17 protein-coding genes are annotated in these 15,700 nt (G+C 63.7%); 12 read left to right on the top strand and 5 right to left on the bottom strand.

The features are described 5' to 3' along the window. Positions 1 to 41: 41 nt before the first annotated feature. Positions 42 to 551: a DUF2004 domain-containing protein gene (locus ACFUTU_RS15370; RefSeq protein ID WP_377965741.1), complete on the bottom strand. Its 510-nt coding sequence runs from the start codon at positions 549 to 551 to the stop codon at positions 42 to 44. A 45-nt stretch (positions 552 to 596) separates the two neighbouring features. Next, complete coding sequence (locus ACFUTU_RS15365; RefSeq protein ID WP_377965739.1) at positions 597 to 1,514, bottom strand: LysR family transcriptional regulator; 918 nt, start codon at positions 1,512 to 1,514, stop codon at positions 597 to 599. 464 nt (positions 1,515 to 1,978) lie between these two features. On the opposite strand from ACFUTU_RS15365, the gene nrdH reads away from it, so the two are divergent. The 7 genes from nrdH (at position 1,979) to ACFUTU_RS15330 (ending at position 8,323) form a co-directional block, all read left to right on the top strand. Then, the gene (gene nrdH / locus ACFUTU_RS15360) at positions 1,979 to 2,224 is read left to right on the top strand and encodes a glutaredoxin-like protein NrdH (RefSeq protein ID WP_377965737.1); all 246 of its coding nucleotides are present in this window, start codon (positions 1,979 to 1,981) and stop codon (positions 2,222 to 2,224) included. A 54-nt stretch (positions 2,225 to 2,278) separates the two neighbouring features. After that, positions 2,279 to 2,785 carry a class Ib ribonucleoside-diphosphate reductase assembly flavoprotein NrdI gene (nrdI, locus tag ACFUTU_RS15355; protein WP_377965735.1) on the top strand — a complete coding sequence of 169 codons (507 nt, stop codon included), beginning with the start codon at positions 2,279 to 2,281 and terminating at the stop codon, positions 2,783 to 2,785. A 26-nt stretch (positions 2,786 to 2,811) separates the two neighbouring features. Then, complete coding sequence (gene nrdE / locus ACFUTU_RS15350) at positions 2,812 to 4,968, top strand: class 1b ribonucleoside-diphosphate reductase subunit alpha (RefSeq protein WP_377965733.1); 2,157 nt, start codon at positions 2,812 to 2,814, stop codon at positions 4,966 to 4,968. 96 nt (positions 4,969 to 5,064) lie between these two features. Beyond that, complete coding sequence (nrdF, locus tag ACFUTU_RS15345; protein ID WP_377965731.1) at positions 5,065 to 6,039, top strand: class 1b ribonucleoside-diphosphate reductase subunit beta; 975 nt, start codon at positions 5,065 to 5,067, stop codon at positions 6,037 to 6,039. Between the two features lie 248 nt (positions 6,040 to 6,287). Beyond that, positions 6,288 to 6,875, top strand: a complete 588-nt coding sequence (locus ACFUTU_RS15340) for a hypothetical protein (protein ID WP_377965729.1) — start codon at positions 6,288 to 6,290, stop codon at positions 6,873 to 6,875. Further along, positions 6,875 to 7,108, top strand: coding sequence for a helix-turn-helix domain-containing protein (locus ACFUTU_RS15335; protein ID WP_377965727.1), 234 nt, complete (start codon positions 6,875 to 6,877; stop codon positions 7,106 to 7,108). The genes ACFUTU_RS15340 and ACFUTU_RS15335 overlap by 1 nt, the downstream gene beginning before the upstream one ends. A 354-nt stretch (positions 7,109 to 7,462) precedes the next feature. Beyond that, on the top strand, positions 7,463 to 8,323 hold the full coding sequence (locus ACFUTU_RS15330) for a hypothetical protein (protein ID WP_377965725.1): 861 nt from the start codon (positions 7,463 to 7,465) through the stop codon (positions 8,321 to 8,323). 34 nt (positions 8,324 to 8,357) lie between these two features. Here the strand turns inward: ACFUTU_RS15330 and ACFUTU_RS15325 are convergent, their stop codons facing one another. After that, on the bottom strand, positions 8,358 to 9,404 hold the full coding sequence (locus ACFUTU_RS15325; protein ID WP_377965723.1) for an alpha/beta fold hydrolase: 1,047 nt from the start codon (positions 9,402 to 9,404) through the stop codon (positions 8,358 to 8,360). A gap of 111 nt (positions 9,405 to 9,515) precedes the next feature. Here ACFUTU_RS15325 and ACFUTU_RS15320 point away from each other — a divergent pair, with 111 nt between their 5' ends. Beyond that, the gene (locus tag ACFUTU_RS15320) at positions 9,516 to 10,472 is read left to right on the top strand and encodes a GlxA family transcriptional regulator (protein WP_377965721.1); all 957 of its coding nucleotides are present in this window, start codon (positions 9,516 to 9,518) and stop codon (positions 10,470 to 10,472) included. Positions 10,473 to 10,574: 102 nt separating this feature from the next. Continuing rightward, positions 10,575 to 11,846, top strand: coding sequence for a hypothetical protein (locus tag ACFUTU_RS15315; protein WP_377965719.1), 1,272 nt, complete (start codon positions 10,575 to 10,577; stop codon positions 11,844 to 11,846). A 26-nt stretch (positions 11,847 to 11,872) separates the two neighbouring features. On the opposite strand, the gene ACFUTU_RS15310 is transcribed toward ACFUTU_RS15315, so the two are convergent. After that, positions 11,873 to 12,898 carry a GTP pyrophosphokinase family protein gene (locus tag ACFUTU_RS15310; protein WP_377965717.1) on the bottom strand — a complete coding sequence of 342 codons (1,026 nt, stop codon included), beginning with the start codon at positions 12,896 to 12,898 and terminating at the stop codon, positions 11,873 to 11,875. Between the two features lie 190 nt (positions 12,899 to 13,088). On the opposite strand from ACFUTU_RS15310, the gene ACFUTU_RS15305 reads away from it, so the two are divergent. Further along, on the top strand, positions 13,089 to 13,514 hold the full coding sequence (locus ACFUTU_RS15305; RefSeq protein WP_377965715.1) for a ChaB family protein: 426 nt from the start codon (positions 13,089 to 13,091) through the stop codon (positions 13,512 to 13,514). 32 nt (positions 13,515 to 13,546) lie between these two features. On the opposite strand, the gene ACFUTU_RS15300 is transcribed toward ACFUTU_RS15305, so the two are convergent. Then, complete coding sequence (locus ACFUTU_RS15300; RefSeq protein ID WP_377965713.1) at positions 13,547 to 14,065, bottom strand: DUF2087 domain-containing protein; 519 nt, start codon at positions 14,063 to 14,065, stop codon at positions 13,547 to 13,549. 281 nt (positions 14,066 to 14,346) lie between these two features. Between ACFUTU_RS15300 and ACFUTU_RS15295 the strand changes: the two genes are divergently transcribed. Together ACFUTU_RS15295 and ACFUTU_RS15290 are read left to right on the top strand one after the other, a co-directional pair. Then, positions 14,347 to 15,168, top strand: a complete 822-nt coding sequence (locus tag ACFUTU_RS15295; protein WP_377965747.1) for an aldo/keto reductase — start codon at positions 14,347 to 14,349, stop codon at positions 15,166 to 15,168. Between the two features lie 9 nt (positions 15,169 to 15,177). Then, complete coding sequence (locus ACFUTU_RS15290) at positions 15,178 to 15,690, top strand: DUF664 domain-containing protein (RefSeq protein ID WP_377965711.1); 513 nt, start codon at positions 15,178 to 15,180, stop codon at positions 15,688 to 15,690. The last annotated feature ends 10 nt before the right edge of the window (positions 15,691 to 15,700 follow it).

The following is a 15,700-nucleotide window of genomic DNA, read 5'->3' as shown; positions in this document are numbered from 1 at the left end:
GGGATGTCACCATCCGGTGACATCCCGCCGTCGGCGTTTAATCAGGATTCCCAGACGATCTCGTCGTCGACGACGCCGTCCTCGTCCGCGGAGGCCACCAGGACCTCGTCGGTGAAGTGCTCGCCCAGGGTGAAGTCCATGACAAAGTACCGCTCGGGCTGGCCGGGGTAGATTCCCACATGCCCGAGTTTCAGTGCCTTCAGGAACACGGCATTGGTGAGCTGGCTCTTGTCCTTCACGCCGAAGACCTTCTGCAGGTGCTCGTCCTTGATCGCGTTGCAGTGGAAGCGAAGGTATTCCTGCGGGCTGGTGCCCTCCTGCTCGAGTTCCTCGGCGATCATTTCCCTGACCTCGTCCACGAGTTCGGGGAGGTAGCGGAGCCGGTAGTCCACTTTGTGCATCGCCGCTTCATCGAAGTGGTCGTGTGCATTGATGTTCAGATCCAGCTCAAGGCGTTGGCCGGCCAGCTCGTGCTCCGCGGCAATGTTATGGTCCCTGCCGTGGTTCAGCTCGATTACTCCGAAGTGCTGGCTCGCTACCTTGGTGGTCATATCTTCAACATAGACCCGAAAAGCAGAGCATTCCAGCATCGGCGGTCATTTAACTGACGACCCCAGTGTGCCCAATGTTTCGGCCAGCAGGTCCACGAACAGCTGCACCCGGGCGGTCTTCTTGTCGTTGATCAGCAGCGCGAAGACGTTGCGGGCCAGCCGGATTTCCGGAACGTCCAGCACCACGACGCCGGCCGGCCGGTGGAGCAGCGCAAGCTCCGGCACCAGTGCCGCCCCCAGACCGGCGGCGGCCATCTCGAGGCTGGCGTGGAAGTCGTCGCTGTAGGCCACCACACGGGGGTGCAGGTTGCAGCCTGCGAACAGCCGCTCAATGACGGTTGCATCGCTTGTGCCGGGGTGGTGCATGATCCACGGCATATCCGAAAGATGATCCGCTGCCACCTTCGCGTCGGTACGGAAACCCCAGCCTGCGGGAAGGACCACGCGGAAGTTGTCATCACCAATCCATTGCCGGTTGATGGTGTGGGGCCAGGCCAGTCCGGACTGCCCCACCTGGTACACAAGGGCCACATCGAGGTCTCCGCCAGTCCGCAGCCCCTGGATGGTCTGGGCGGGTTCGGCCACGGACACCCTCAGTTCGATGCCGAGGCCCTTCCAGGCGGGACTGCGCAGGATACGCGGCAGCACGTAGGTGGCAAGGCTCGGGAAGATGCCCAGCCGGAGCTCCTGGCTGGTGGTGTCCTGCGTCTTGGATGCCGCGGCCATCAGCGCCTCGATGTCGGTAAGGACCTTCGCCGCGTGGCGCGCCATCACCATGGCCGCATCCGTGGGAACCACGCTCCGGGCCGAGCGCTGGAACAGCCGGACGCCGGTGTCCCGTTCCAGGGCGGACATTTGCTGGGAGACGGCTGAGGCAGTGTAGCCAAGACGGCTGGCGGCGGCCGCGAAGGAACCCAGCCGCGTGACCTCAAGAAGCGTCCTCAAATGCACGGGGTTGACCACCAGCCAACCTTACTCCGGCCGTCCGGCAGCAGGAAAAAGAAGCGCTGCGCTGTGTGCCTGCCCACTTAGCTGTGTGCCTGCCCACTTAACCGGACGTTTCGGTGGCGCCGCGACACGCCGTCCGCAGCGCGACACGCTGGTGTTTAAATGTGCCTAACTACTCCACAGGGTGTGGATTCCGTCCGCCAAAATGCCGGAAATCCGGACATTTTGAGGGTCCCTGCCTGTGGATTAAAAGTGCATTAAATGACATACTTGTAATACATCATCTAGGGGTCCCATCCGGGGCCGCGCACTACATGTAGTATCGACATACAGATTGAGCGGGAGACCGGCGCAGCCAGTACCGGACAGTAGGTCCGGGCAGAGTCCACCGCAACGATGCCAGAGATTTCAATACAGAGACACCAGCAAGGTCTCAGAAGAGTGCAGCAGCAGTGACTTCAACAAAGGGGACAGGAACCATGACCGTAACGGTTTACACCAAGCCGGCCTGCGTACAGTGCAACGCCACCTACCGTGCGCTGGACAAGAAGGGCATCGCCTACCAGAGCGTGGACATCTCCCAGGACGCGGACGCCCTCGAGCGCCTGAAGTCACTTGGCTACATGCAGGCTCCGGTCGTCGTGACGGATAAGGACCACTGGTCCGGCTTCCGTCCGGACAAGATCGAAGAGCTGGCGCTGAGCGCCTCCGCTTCTGTGGCCTAGGCTGCGCCCGCGCCGTTTCCGGCAGAAAATTCCCAACCAGATGAGGTGACTTCCATGGCTGCGCCGGCTCTTGCCGATGCGCCGGCCGCAGCCCGTGCTGCGAACACGACGCCCGTCAACCAGACACCGCCCGTGAACCAGACCCACAGCAGCCTCATCTACTTCTCCTCGGCCTCCGAAAATACCAGGCGCTTCATCGAAAAGCTTGGTACGGACGCCGCCAGGATTCCCCTGCATGCGAAGGAAGAACCCCTCGTTGCCTGTGAGCCGTTCGTGCTCGTGGTTCCCACCTACGGCGGGACAGGCGGCGAGGGTTCCGTGCCGAAGCAGGTCATCAGGTTCCTGAACAACCCGGACAACCGGCGCCTGCTCAGGGGCGTCATCGGGGCCGGAAACACGAATTTCGGGGACAACTACTGCATGGCAGGCGACATCATCGCCGCCAAGTGCAAGGTCCCCCACCTATACAGGTTTGAGCTCATGGGTACGCCGGAAGACGTTTCCCGTGTACAAGAAGGATTGGAAGAGTTTTGGACACGACTGTCGCAGACACAGAAGTAACCAGACCCGGAGGAAAGGACGCGTCCATGGACACGGCTGTTGAAAAGCAGGAGAAGCCCGCGCTCCCCGCTGCCTACAAGGGCCTCGGCTACCACGAGCTGAACGCGATGCTGAACCTGTACGGTCCGAACGGCGAGATCCAGTTCGAGGCGGACCGCGAGGCCGCCCACCAGTACTTCCTGCAGCACGTGAACAACAACACGGTCTTCTTCCATGACCTCGAGGAGAAGCTCGACTACCTGGTGAAGAACCAGTACTACGAGCGCGAGACCCTCGACCAGTACACGATGAACTTCATCCGTGACCTGTTCAACCGCGCCTACAAGAAGAAGTTCCGCTTTGAGACCTTCCTGGGCGCCTTCAAGTTCTACACCTCGTACACGCTGAAGACCTTCGACGGCAAGCGCTTCCTGGAGCGCTACGAGGACCGCGTCTGCATGGTGGCCCTGCACCTGGGCCGCGGCAACGAGGAACTTGCCACCCGCCTGGTTGACGAGATCATCGACGGCCGATTCCAGCCGGCCACGCCCACCTTCCTCAACGCCGGCAAGGCCCAGCGCGGCGAGCTCGTCTCCTGCTTCCTCCTGCGCATCGAGGACAACATGGAGTCGATTGCCCGCGGCATCAACTCCGCGCTGCAGCTCTCCAAGCGCGGCGGCGGCGTGGCCCTGTCGCTGACCAACATCCGTGAGCACGGCGCCCCGATTAAGCAGATCGAAAACCAGTCCTCCGGCGTCATTCCGGTGATGAAGCTCCTCGAGGACAGCTTCTCCTATGCCAACCAGCTTGGTGCCCGCCAGGGCGCCGGTGCCGTGTACCTGCACGCCCACCACCCGGACATTTACCGCTTCCTGGACACCAAGCGGGAGAACGCGGACGAGAAGATCCGCATCAAGACCCTCTCCCTCGGCGTCGTCATCCCGGACATCACGTTCGAGCTGGCCAAGAAGAACGAGGACATGTACCTGTTCTCGCCGTACGACGTCGAACGCGTCTATGGCGTTCCGTTCTCCGACGTCTCGGTCACCGAGAAGTACTACGAGATGGTGGACGATTCCCGGATCAAGAAGACCAAGATCAGTGCCCGCGAGTTCTTCCAGACCCTCGCGGAGATCCAGTTCGAGTCCGGCTACCCGTACATCATGTTCGAGGACACCGTAAACCGGGAAAACCCGATCGACGGCAAGGTCACCATGAGCAACCTCTGCTCGGAGATCCTGCAGGTGTCCACGCCGTCCCTCTACAACGAGGACCTCACCTACCAGACCGTCGGCAAGGACATCTCCTGCAACCTCGGTTCCATGAACATCGCCAAGACCATGGACTCGCCGGACTTCGGTGCTTCGATCGAGACGGCCATCCGTGCCCTCAGCGCAGTATCGGACATGTCCTACATCAACTCGGTCCCGTCCGTGGCCGAGGGCAACGCGCAGTCCCACGCGATCGGTCTTGGCCAGATGAACCTTCACGGGTACCTGGCGCGTGAGCGGGTCCACTACGGTTCCGAAGAGGGCCTGGACTTCACCAACATCTACTTCTACACCGTGCTGTTCCACGCGCTGCGTGCCTCCAACAGGCTCTCCATCGAAACGGGGCAGACGTTCGGCGGCTTCGAGAAGTCCAAGTACGCCAGCGGTGAGTTCTTCGACAAGTACACGGAGCAGGAGTGGGCCCCGGAGACGGAGCGCGTCCGCGAGCTGTTCGCCGGAACGCACATCCCCACTCAGGATGACTGGCGCGAGCTGAAGGCCTCCGTCATGGAGCACGGCATCTACAACCAGAACCTGCAGGCCGTGCCGCCGACCGGTTCAATCTCCTACATCAACAACTCCACCTCCTCGATCCATCCGGTGGCGGCGAAGATTGAAATCCGCAAGGAAGGCAAGATTGGCCGCGTCTACTACCCGGCGCCGTACCTGACCAACGACAACCTGGAGTACTACCAGGACGCGTACGAGATCGGCTACGAGAAGATCATCGACACCTACGCCGCTGCCACCCAGCACGTGGACCAGGGCCTGTCGCTGACGCTGTTCTTCAAGGACACCGCCACCACCCGCGACATCAACAAGGCCCAGATCTACGCCTGGCGCAAGGGCATCAAGACGCTCTACTACATCCGCCTGCGCCAGCTCGCGCTGGAAGGGACCGAGGTGGAGGGCTGCGTCAGCTGCGCCCTGTAATTGTAGATTCAACTAAACCGTGAGAGTACGACGGCGGGTGCCCGCCCGCCGTCGTACGCTTTAAGTAAGAACCCACCCAACTTTTTAGGGGATGACATGACCGAAAAGGTCAAGCTGCTGAGCCACGTCGAGGCCATCAACTGGAACCGCATCCAGGACGATAAGGACGTGGAGGTCTGGAACCGTCTCGTCAACAACTTCTGGCTGCCGGAGAAGGTGCCGCTGTCCAACGACGTCCAGTCCTGGAACACGCTGACCCCGGCCGAGCAGCAGCTGACCATGCGCGTCTTCACCGGCCTGACCCTGCTGGACACCATCCAGGGCACTGTCGGCGCCGTCAGCCTGATCCCGGACGCGCTCACCCCGCACGAAGAGGCCGTGTACACGAACATCGCCTTCATGGAGGCCGTGCACGCCAAGAGCTACTCCTCGATCTTCTCCACCCTGTGCTCCACCAAGGAGATCGACGACGCCTTCCGCTGGTCCACCGAGAACGAGAACCTTCAGAAGAAGGCCCAGATCGTCATGGACTACTACCAGGGCGACGATCCCCTGAAGCGCAAGGTGGCCTCCACGCTGCTCGAGAGCTTCCTGTTCTACTCCGGCTTCTACCTGCCGATGTACTGGTCCTCGCGAGCCAAGCTGACAAACACGGCTGACCTGATCCGCCTGATCATCCGCGACGAGGCCGTGCACGGCTATTACATCGGCTACAAGTTCCAGCGCGGGCTGGAGACCGTTTCCGAGGCTCGCCGCCAGGAGATCAAGGACTACACCTTCGAACTCCTCTTCGAGCTGTACGAAAACGAGGTCCAGTACACGCACGATCTCTACGACGGCGTCGGCCTGGCCGAGGACGTCAAGAAGTTCCTGCACTACAACGCCAACAAGGCATTGATGAACCTGGGCTACGAGGCCATGTTCCCGGCCTCGGTCACGGACGTGAACCCGGCCATCCTCTCGGCCCTGTCGCCGAACGCGGACGAGAACCACGACTTCTTCTCGGGGTCGGGTTCGTCCTACGTCATCGGCAAGGCAGTCAACACCGAGGATGAGGACTGGGACTTCTAGTTCTTTCTGTTCTGTCTGCACAACAACAGTCCAAAGGGCCGCACGCTGAGCGTGCGGCCCTTTGCTGGCTTGTCCTAGGCTCGTTGGGCTGCGCGAGCGGTCCGCGGCAATGCGCTCGGGGTGTCCCTCTGCGCTTTCTTCTGATGGATCCGCTATATTATCGAATGTCGTTATTAACGAAATTCGATAATTGGGGATCGATGAAACTGAAACGCGCTGCCGCCGCTGAAACCGGGCCAAAGAAAATCGTGTCGCGAATCGACGCAGTTGGATTGATGGTCGCTGCCGCCGCCGGAGCACTCCTGACAACGGCCGCAACAGTATTCGGCATTGTCGGCCTCTTCACCGGGCCGGTGACCCTCGAGCTTCCGGTGGCCACCTCCCACCAGGAAGCCCCCGGCCTGTCATTGGAGGCTACGGGCCACTTCACGTCGCTGGAAGCGAGCATCCCCGTGCTGCCTTCCGGGCCCGCCACGAGCCTGGCCTGGGCTTACGGGCTGAACCAGGTCGGGGTCCTGGCGGTCCTGGCGCTGCTGTTCCTGCTGGCCTACCGGCTTCAGAGCAGGGTCCTCTTCACTGCGAGGTCCGCCGATCTGGTCGGGGCTGCCGGAGTTGTTCTTGCCGTTGCGGGGACCGTTGGCCAGGTCTTGGATGGGGTTGGCCGGACCCGGCTTGCGGAGATGATCGGCGTGAACGCCCGTGCCGTGGGGGAGTCCTACATTTTCGTCGCCGAGTTCAACATCGCACCGTTGGCGATTGGCCTTGTGCTGCTCCTGGTCGCCGGATTCTTCCAGTACGGCCGCCGTCTCCAGAAAGATACCGAGGGGCTGGTCTGATGCCCGCCGGCGACTCCTCCGACATCCACTGCCGCCTCGACGAACTCCTTGAGGCGCGGGGCATGACCCTGACGGAGCTGAGCAAACAGGTGGGAGTAAGCCTGGTGAATCTCTCGGTGCTCAAAAACGACAGGGCGAAGGCGATACGTTTCTCCACTCTCACCGCGATCTGCGACGTGCTGGACTGTGATGTGGGAGATCTGCTGACCAGATCGCCGCCTTCCACCCACTGATCTCGAGCCCGTCCTGGGGGAGTTCGCACGCTGCATCGCACCCGGCGGGACAGTCCTTCTTGGATTCTTTGAGGGACCCGACGGCGAGTCCCTTCCGCACGCTGTCACGACCGCTTACTTCCTGTCCGCAGACGCGATGGCCAGCAGGCTCGCCCGGGCCGGTTTTGAAGTTACGGAGGTGTGGAATCGGTCCGACCCGGGTACGCGCCCGCACACAGGAATCATCGCGCGCCGAGGCCAGTTCTTAACCTGAGCAGCCAGGAGAGGGCGATACATCCTCTAGCGCCTTGCACCGCTGCCGGCCGCCGGTGTCGGCATATGATGTGCTCACATCCGGTCGAGGTAGGGGGCAACATGAAGGCACCGGCAAAGATAGTGCGCGGTCTGTACGGGATTACGCTCTTGCTGAGCCTGCTGACTGCCTGCGCTCCCGGATCATTCGGCGGGGCAGCGCTCGAGTCGCCCCAGCCGGTGCCCGGAGAGACCGGCGGCGTTGAAGCCAGCCGGCAGGCAGCTCCCGGGGACGGAACCGCCAAGCCGTCGGCCGCCCCCGCGAAAGGTGCCCGCCTCTTTTCCCAGGCCGAGGTGGAGATCCTGGCCGGGCTGGTGACTGGACCGGGAGGAACTGCCGGTGAGGTCCTTACCGGGGGACAGCTGTGGGACGAGAACCAGTCGCTGCATTTTGGTGCGGGTGCGGCACGGGTGAGCCCGGCCGAGTGCTCGGATGTTCTGGCGTGGGCCATGTTGACGTCTGCAGGGCTGCCAGCCGCAGGAACTTTCAGCGGGACCCGTGCCGAGCCCGTGTTCGTCGCAGTCAGCGCAGACCGTGATGCTGCCTTGGCACTGGCCTTCCCCTCCATTTTCCAGCTGCCGGACTGTTCCCCCGCCAGGCTGACGGTGGCGGATGGTTCCTTCACGGCGACGTACCACCGTGCCTCGGCGTTCACAGACGCCGACCAGACCTACGCCGTGATCGCCACCATCATCAGGGCGGGCAGGCAGCCTGCCCATTTCCTCCGCGTGGCAGCGAAGAACGGGACCCTGTTTGTCCAGGCGACGATGCCCCTGGCCGACCCAAGCGACTACCGCGACGAGGCGAACCGCCTCACCGGTTATATCAATCAGGTGGTGCACGGCGAGCAGCAGCTCCTGGAGGGGGCCGACGTCAGTCCTGCGCCCACACAGGAACCGCCGGCCGGTGGCATCAGGACCTAATGCATCCAGGACGGACCTAAGCCAGTCCGGGCCGCTAACCAGTCTGTGACGTATTAGCTGTTACGAAGGCCCTGATCTTGCCGGCCATCTCCGGCGCATGGGTCCAGTGCAGGTAGTGCCCGCCGGGGAGAACTACGATCTCGTGGTGCCGGACGTTGCGCAGCCGGCTTTCGTGCAGCGCAGGATCCGGAGCGGGTTCCTTTGCGGATGCCAGGAACGTGAGCACGGGCAGGCCGTCCGGATAGCGCATGGCCTGCACCTTGCGGGCATTATCGGCGATCCGGTTGGTCTCGTCGACGACGGCGGGGTTGCCGAAGTTCCAGTTGGCCATGAGGCGCATCTGCTCCCGTTCATGGGCGGTATAGGCGGTGCCCTCAGGTTCAACGAGACCGGGTGCGAGCATGGTGACCCAGCGAAGCAGGCCGCTGGCGGCCACCATGCCTTCCCAGTTGATGCCGCCGCCGTGGACCGTGGTCTGGTCTGCGTGGAGAGTCCGGGCGGCCGGCAAAGTCGGGTCGATTCCGACGACGGCGGCGACCTCGTCCCGGTACCGGTTGGCGTATGCCAGGGTGTAGAAACCGGCGATTGAATGGCCGCCCAGGACGTAAGGCCTGGGCACGTCCGCCTTGGCCAGGGCCTCATGGAGTTCGAACGTGATGTTCTCGATGCTTCGCTCCACCGAAGGCTGGTCGCTGTACCCGTAGCCGAAGCCTTCAACAACCACGACGTCGTAGTCCCCGAGTTCCCGGATGAGCGGTGCAAAGTCCAGCGCCGGTGCCGGTGTTCCGAGGCCGCTGAGCAGCACGATGGACTGCCGGGCTCTGCCGTTCCCCGGGGTGCGCACGACGTTGGCGGCACCATGGCTCGTTTGCACCCTCTGCCCGTAGTGAGCGCTGGCGGACTGCTCTGCCTGGTTCAGGGCGAGGTTGGCAGCGGAGGAGGCAAGTAGGACGGCTGCCGCAATGGCTGCCGTCAAGCCCAAGGCACGAAGCCGCCGGCGGTGCTTGGACTGGGCCGGTGGTGTGGGCTGGCTTGAAGCAGTATCAGCGGCAGCCTTCACCGAGTGACGAAAGTTGTTCATGGGCTAAGGGTGCCAACCGGCGGCGGCGCAGGGGAGTGGGAAAAGCAGCCGGTATGAAAAGGATCCTGCCGGACCGGGTCCCGGCCGGAGCGGCGTGGGTACAGTGGCCTCATGCACCGTGTCGTTGCCCTGGCCTTGCCGGAGGTCGTCGCCTTTGACCTGGCGATTCCTGCACAGGTTTTCGGTCATGAGGACGAGAGGAGGCTCTACTCCTTCACCGTCTGCGCTGCCGAATCCGGCCTTGTCCCGACCACCACGGGATACGCCATCCATGCCGCAGAGGGGCTCGGGGCCCTGCTGTCCGCCGACACCATTGTGGTGCCGGGCTACAGCCCGCTCACCGATCCTCCGGCCAGCGTTTGCGAAGCGCTCCGTGAGGCCGCGGGAAACGGTGCCCGGATGGTTTCAGTCTGTACAGGGGCCTTCGCACTTGCGGCTGCGGGCCTCCTTGACGGGAAGCGCGCCACGACGCACTGGCGAAACGCCCAGCGCCTGCAGGCCCTGCACCCGGCAGTCGCCGTCGACGCCGGGGTTCTGTACATCGACGAGGGAGGGGTAAGCACCAGCGCCGGTGTCGCGGCCGGCATTGACCTGTGCCTGCATCTGGTCCGCAGGGACCACGGCACCGAGGCCGCGAACCGCATCGCCCGGCGGATGGTGGTGGCCCCTCACCGCGAGGGCGGGCAGGCCCAGTTCATCGAGCGCCCGGTCGCCGCACCGCTGACCCATTTCGCCGAAACCTGCGTCTGGGCCAGGCAGCATCTCGCGGAGCCGCTGACCGTCGTCGACATGGCAGCCCATGCAGGCTGGGCGCCCAGCAGCTTCGCCCGGAAGTTCCTGGCGGAGGCGGGAACTACCCCGATGCGCTGGCTCACCAGCCAGCGCATCGCCGAAGCATGCCGGCTGCTCGAAACGACGGACCTGACCGTGCAGGCGGTTGCCGACAGGACCGGACTGGGGACGGCAGCCAACTTCCGGCTCCACTTCATGCGTGAACTGGACACCACACCCTCCAGCTACCGCCGTCTCTACCAGGGGCGGAACCGCAGCCTGACGCGGGAATCCTAGCGGCGCGGCTCACACCGTCCCGTGCAGCGCGCCTGGTGGCACGCCGCACGAAAGGTCAGTACCGTCGTCGTAGGAACCAACGCGCAATCAGTCAGGGGCAGCATGAGCAAGAACGGCAGGAACCGGAACAAGCGCAAGGGCGCCGCTGGCGGTCCGGGTCTGGCCGGACGCGGCTCGTCGCCCGCTTCGCTGAGCTCCTTCCGGGCCGGGCGCGCGGTGGACTCGCTTGCACCGGCATTTGTCAGGTGGTTCGACGACGGGACTCCGGGAGCCGCTTCCGCCGCCCTGGACTGCCTGGCAGTGGTAGAAAGCGTCATGGGGCGGTACATGGACCGCGTGGCTGCTGCCGACCTGACGAGCCTTGACCCTGCAATTCTGGCCGACGCGCTCGCCGCCGATCTTGCAGCCGTGGCGGGAGACGACGACGAAGACGACCGTGGTGAGTTTGCCATCGTGGCTGTGCACGGGTTCGTCGATTTTCTCGCGGAGACGGACCGGTGGTCAGGATCGGCCGATCAGCTCGCCGAGGTCCTTGACCTGCTCAACGCCCTCCTTGGGGAGACCGACGACTGGCGCCTCGTCGACGTGCCGGTCATCTCCGACGAGGACGCCGTCAAGGCCTTTTCGGAGCTCCCGCTGATCCAGCGGACCACGGCACTGCTGCAGTGGATCGGTGATGCAAAGCCGGTGACCGCAACAGGTGCCCTCCGGACAAAGGACATCGAGGCGGCGGCGGGCTGCCTCGGCGTGAAAGCAAGGGGCGCGTCCAAACAGGACGGAGCCCGGCAGGCCGGAGCTACACAGGACGGCAACGGCGCATCGGAGAAACCGGTGCCCGCCGTCCGCAGCATGTATGAGGTGCCGCTGCTGGCACAGGTGTGGGAAGCGCTGGCCGGCACTGAGCTGATCAAGGTCGGCCCTACGAAGGCAGTGCCGTCGCAAGCAGCGGCCGTCTTCCAGGCCCGCGCCACCTCGGACCGGCTGGAGGAGCTTGCGTTCTTCGTCGAGCAGTTCCTGTCAGTCTCCGTGCTCGGGTATGACGCCGAACAGCCGTGGGAAGTCCTCGTTGCTGCCACGGTGGCGTCAATCCTTCTTGCAGCGGCTTCGGAAGATCCTCCGCGCACGGATGCCGTGCTGGACCCGCGGACAGGAGCGTCGCCGGAAGAGAAAGCCACGGTCGAGTCCTTGAAGACCGCGGCCATGGGCCAGCTGGAGGCGCTCGCCGGGCAGGGGATCCTGACGATCGACACGCATTTCCGGGTGCCGCCCGCCCTGGTCAGGTGCATTGCTGCCATCTATGAGGACCCATCCGTGCTGGAGGACCTGGGACTGCTGGACCTCCCCGACTTCGACCTGGATTCAGAGGATGCGTAGCAGCCAGGCACTGATCAGCAAAGCTGTCAGGAAGACTCCAGTTTCTTGAGGCGGAAACGTAGCTTAGACTCGCGGGCACGGTCGTCGCCGAGGCTTTTCGTTTCCTTGATGTACTGGTCCCCGAATTCCTTGAGCAGGAGATCATCCACGATCCGAACGTGCCCGGCTGGAAACTTGTACGCCATTCTTTCCCGCACATGGTTCCAGTCCGCACTGCCGATCAGCCCCACCGCCTTTTCCACGGTTGTAATGCCCATGGCGTTGAGGAGATTCACCAGCCAGTCGTATTGTTCTTTCTTGCTGCGCGGGTGATCCGGGAGCTCGGCCAACAGAACTTCCGACAGCGCATCCGACGTGATGGGCTCAGCACGGCCTTGGGCGTCGGCAGGCAGATTCGCTTCTTCGCGGGCTACTGCCTCATGAATTTTCACGAATTCGTTGTCCGCCAGCTCAATGAGGCCCGAAGCCAGGGTGAACGCCCTGTCGATGGCCGGCGGAATCGCCCCGACAGCCTTGTACCGGATATCGTGCTCAAATTCCGCCCAGGCGTGTTGCAGGACGGTCTTCACCTGGACCTCGAACCGCTGGCCGATACAGCCGGCGCATCCGCCCGGTGTGTTGTCCGGCCCTACTTCAAGTATTAGATGGTGGGCTGCATATCCAAGGACGCCCTTGTTGACCTGCTGGGCCTTCTTGTCGGTTGTCTCCAAAACCCGGAACTGCCCGGCCAGGGCGGTCACAACGTTGGCGACGTCAGGCTCTATGTAGGTAATCACGCGGACGCCGAGGATATCGTCCAGGTCGTCCAGTCCGTTCGGGTACTTCGGGGTTCCGTCGGTGCCGGTTTTGCTCAGCTTCCCCCTGACCGACTCGGCGGTTTTTACGCGCCCCTTTACGAGGTGGTAGTTGAGCCCGTCGTCCCGAAGCCGGGCCTCGATGGCTGCCTGAATGGCCGTGAGCGACCCGGCCAGCCGGGCGTGCTGCGCCGTCAGCTTCGCAACCTGTGCTTCGACCGCAGCGGCCGGTTCGGAAATACGTTCCTGTTCAGTCATGACCGCGCTCCCATGCTCCCCCAAACACGTGTTCCCCCAACATGTTTGCGCCAGCCTATCCAACCGGGCTGCGGGCCCACCATCGGCCACACGGGGAGAATTTGGATTAGTCAGATCATTCGTGGATGCCGGTTTTGGTGCAATGCTGGATTCATCCACAGGATCTGCCCCTGGAAGGAGCGTGGGTGGCATGCCCAAGACCGGGAAGAACGATCACGCCCGCAAGGACGAGCTTCCCTCGACGCTGCAGCGTTCGGACCAGAAGGCCCAGGACACTTTTGCCAAGACGTACGACTCAGCCTTGGAGTCCTATGACAACGACGAGAGCCGTGCCGCCCGGACAGCCTTCGCAGCGCTGAAACACAGCTATGAGAAAGTGGGCGACCACTGGGAACCCAAGGAGAAGCGCGGCCCCTCAGACCCGCACGCGGAGGAGGGCCTGGATTCACGCGCGCCGACCGCCGGGGGTGTGAACGCAAACGCCTCGAAGGAGCACCTCTACAAGCGGGCCCAGGAGCTGGACATCGAGGGGCGTTCCAAGATGGACAAGGACGAACTTGTCGAGGCGCTGCAGAAGGCCAACGAGGCGGCCACCCGCAAAGCGCGCGGGGACTGAACGGCAGGAATTGAACGGCCGGGGGAGTGGACCTATCCCTCCTGGCGGAGGAAGTAGGAGGATCCCGACGGCGTGCGGTCCAGCACGCCGAAATCGACCAGATAGCGGCGGAGCAGCACTACATCGTCGGTGTAAGCGAGTAGCCGCTCATTGACCTGCCGTTCCGTAAGCTCCTCGCCTTGCCTGAAGGCGTCGCCGGCAATCCAGGCCAAAAGCTCCCGCCGCTCCGCCTGGTTGGCCGGATACCGGTCGATCCTTCCCAGGCGCATGAACCGGGCAACTCCGGTCTTGGCTTGGCGTTTGGGCTGCTGCGTGAGGAGGTCCCGGAAGATCGACTCTGACGCGTGCAGTTCATCGCCGGCATTCCGTTCGACCAGGCCTGCCTCGAGGAGGGCGGCAACGGCCCGGTCCCGCCGTCGGCCGGACAGCCCTGCAGGCGAATCCTGGACGCCGAGCACGATTTGCGCGTACGCCCTCCGGGCGTCGTGGTTGGCGAGGGCTGCCATGACGCGCCGCCAGTGCGGCCCGCTCTGGCTTGTCTCCCTGCTCATGGCTTTCCCCCCTCGATGTGGCGCTGCCGTCAGGCCACGACACCAGTATGGCGCGCAGCCGGCGTCGTGATGTGAAATGGTCTTGGGATCTCATCCCGCAGCGGGCCTGAAACGGCAGGGAACAACCTGGACTATTGCGCTGGCCGTGTTGGGCGCATGTCTTCTTTGGAGTCATACCAATGGTCCAGGTGGCCCCGCGCCACTGCCCCGGCAGGCATACTCTAGGGAGACCGCCCGTCTACCGAGAGAAGCCGAGGATGCCCGTGACGCCTGCCAGCACCATTCCGAATATCACCCTGAACAATGGCGTCCGGATCCCCCAACTCGGGTTCGGGGTCTTCCAGATCCCGCCGGAAGAGACGCAGCGTGTTGTGGAGGACGCACTGGAGGCAGGCTACCGGCACATCGATACGGCAGCCGCGTACCGCAACGAGGCCGCCGTCGGTGCAGCAATTGCCGCCTCGGGAATCCCCAGGGAAGACATCTTTCTCACCACCAAGCTGCGCAACGGCGAGCAGGGCTCGGCCCGGGAAGCCTTCCACAACAGCCGCCGGGAACTGGGCGTTGACTACGTTGACCTGTACCTGATCCACTGGCCGGTGCCATCCCGCAACCTTTTCACCGGTGCGTGGAAAGCCATGGAAACCCTGCACTCAGCCGGCGAGATCCGCGCGATCGGCGTATCGAACTTCCTGGCGGACCACCTGGACACACTCCTCAAGTCGGCGGAAGTCGTTCCGGCCGTCAACCAGTTCGAGCTGCATCCGACGTTCCAGCAGCACGAACTGGCGGCGAAGAGCCGTTCCCTGGGCATCGCCGTGGAGGCGTACAGTCCCCTGGGCCAGGGTGCGGACCTGAACGCTGAGGCAGTGACATCCGCAGCCGGAAAGCACAACGTCAGCCCTGCCCAGGTTGTACTGGCGTGGCACCTGGCCCAGGGCACCATCGTCATTCCCAAGTCAGCCGACAGCCGCCGCATGCGGGACAACCTGGCCGCCGCCGGCGTCGTCCTGACGCCAGGCGAGATTAGCGCGATCACCGCCCTCGAAGCCGGTGCCCGCATCGGTTCTGATCCCGCCGTCGCCGCCCACAGCCAAATGTAAGGGGACCTGATGAAATCCAACGAACTGCTGCTGGACGGCTTCGGCCGGATCCGCGAAATTGTGGGGGCCACGCTCGACGGGATCGACGACGAAGCCCTGGTCCGCCGTCCCTCGGGCAACGGCAACTCCATCGCCTGGCTGCTTTGGCACCTCGGCCGGGTGGAGGACGCACAGGTCGCCTCGGCTGCCGGGCTGCCGGAGGTCTGGACCTCGCGAGGTTTTGCCGGCCGTTTCGGCTTGCCGTTTCCCGAACGGGACACCGGCTACGGCCATTCGTCAGACAAGGTTGACGCCGTGCGGGTCCCGGGCGGACTTCTGCTCGAGTACTACGACGCCGTCCACCGGCAGACCATCGAAGTCCTGAAGACTGTTGACGATGCTAATCTTGACCGCGTCGTGGATACCCGCTGGAACCCGCCGGTCACATTGGGAGTCCGGTTGGTCAGCATCATTGCCGACTGTCTGCAGCACGCCGGGCAGGCTGCATATGCCAAAGGCCTGAAAAGCGGTCCCGATGCCTAAATTGCCGGCG

Source organism: Arthrobacter sp. NPDC057388 (genome assembly GCF_042668165.1).
Classification (GTDB): Bacteria; Actinomycetota; Actinomycetes; order Actinomycetales; family Micrococcaceae; genus Arthrobacter.
Note: the sequence above shows the minus strand (reverse complement) of the source record. Positions and strands in the feature narration are given on the sequence as shown.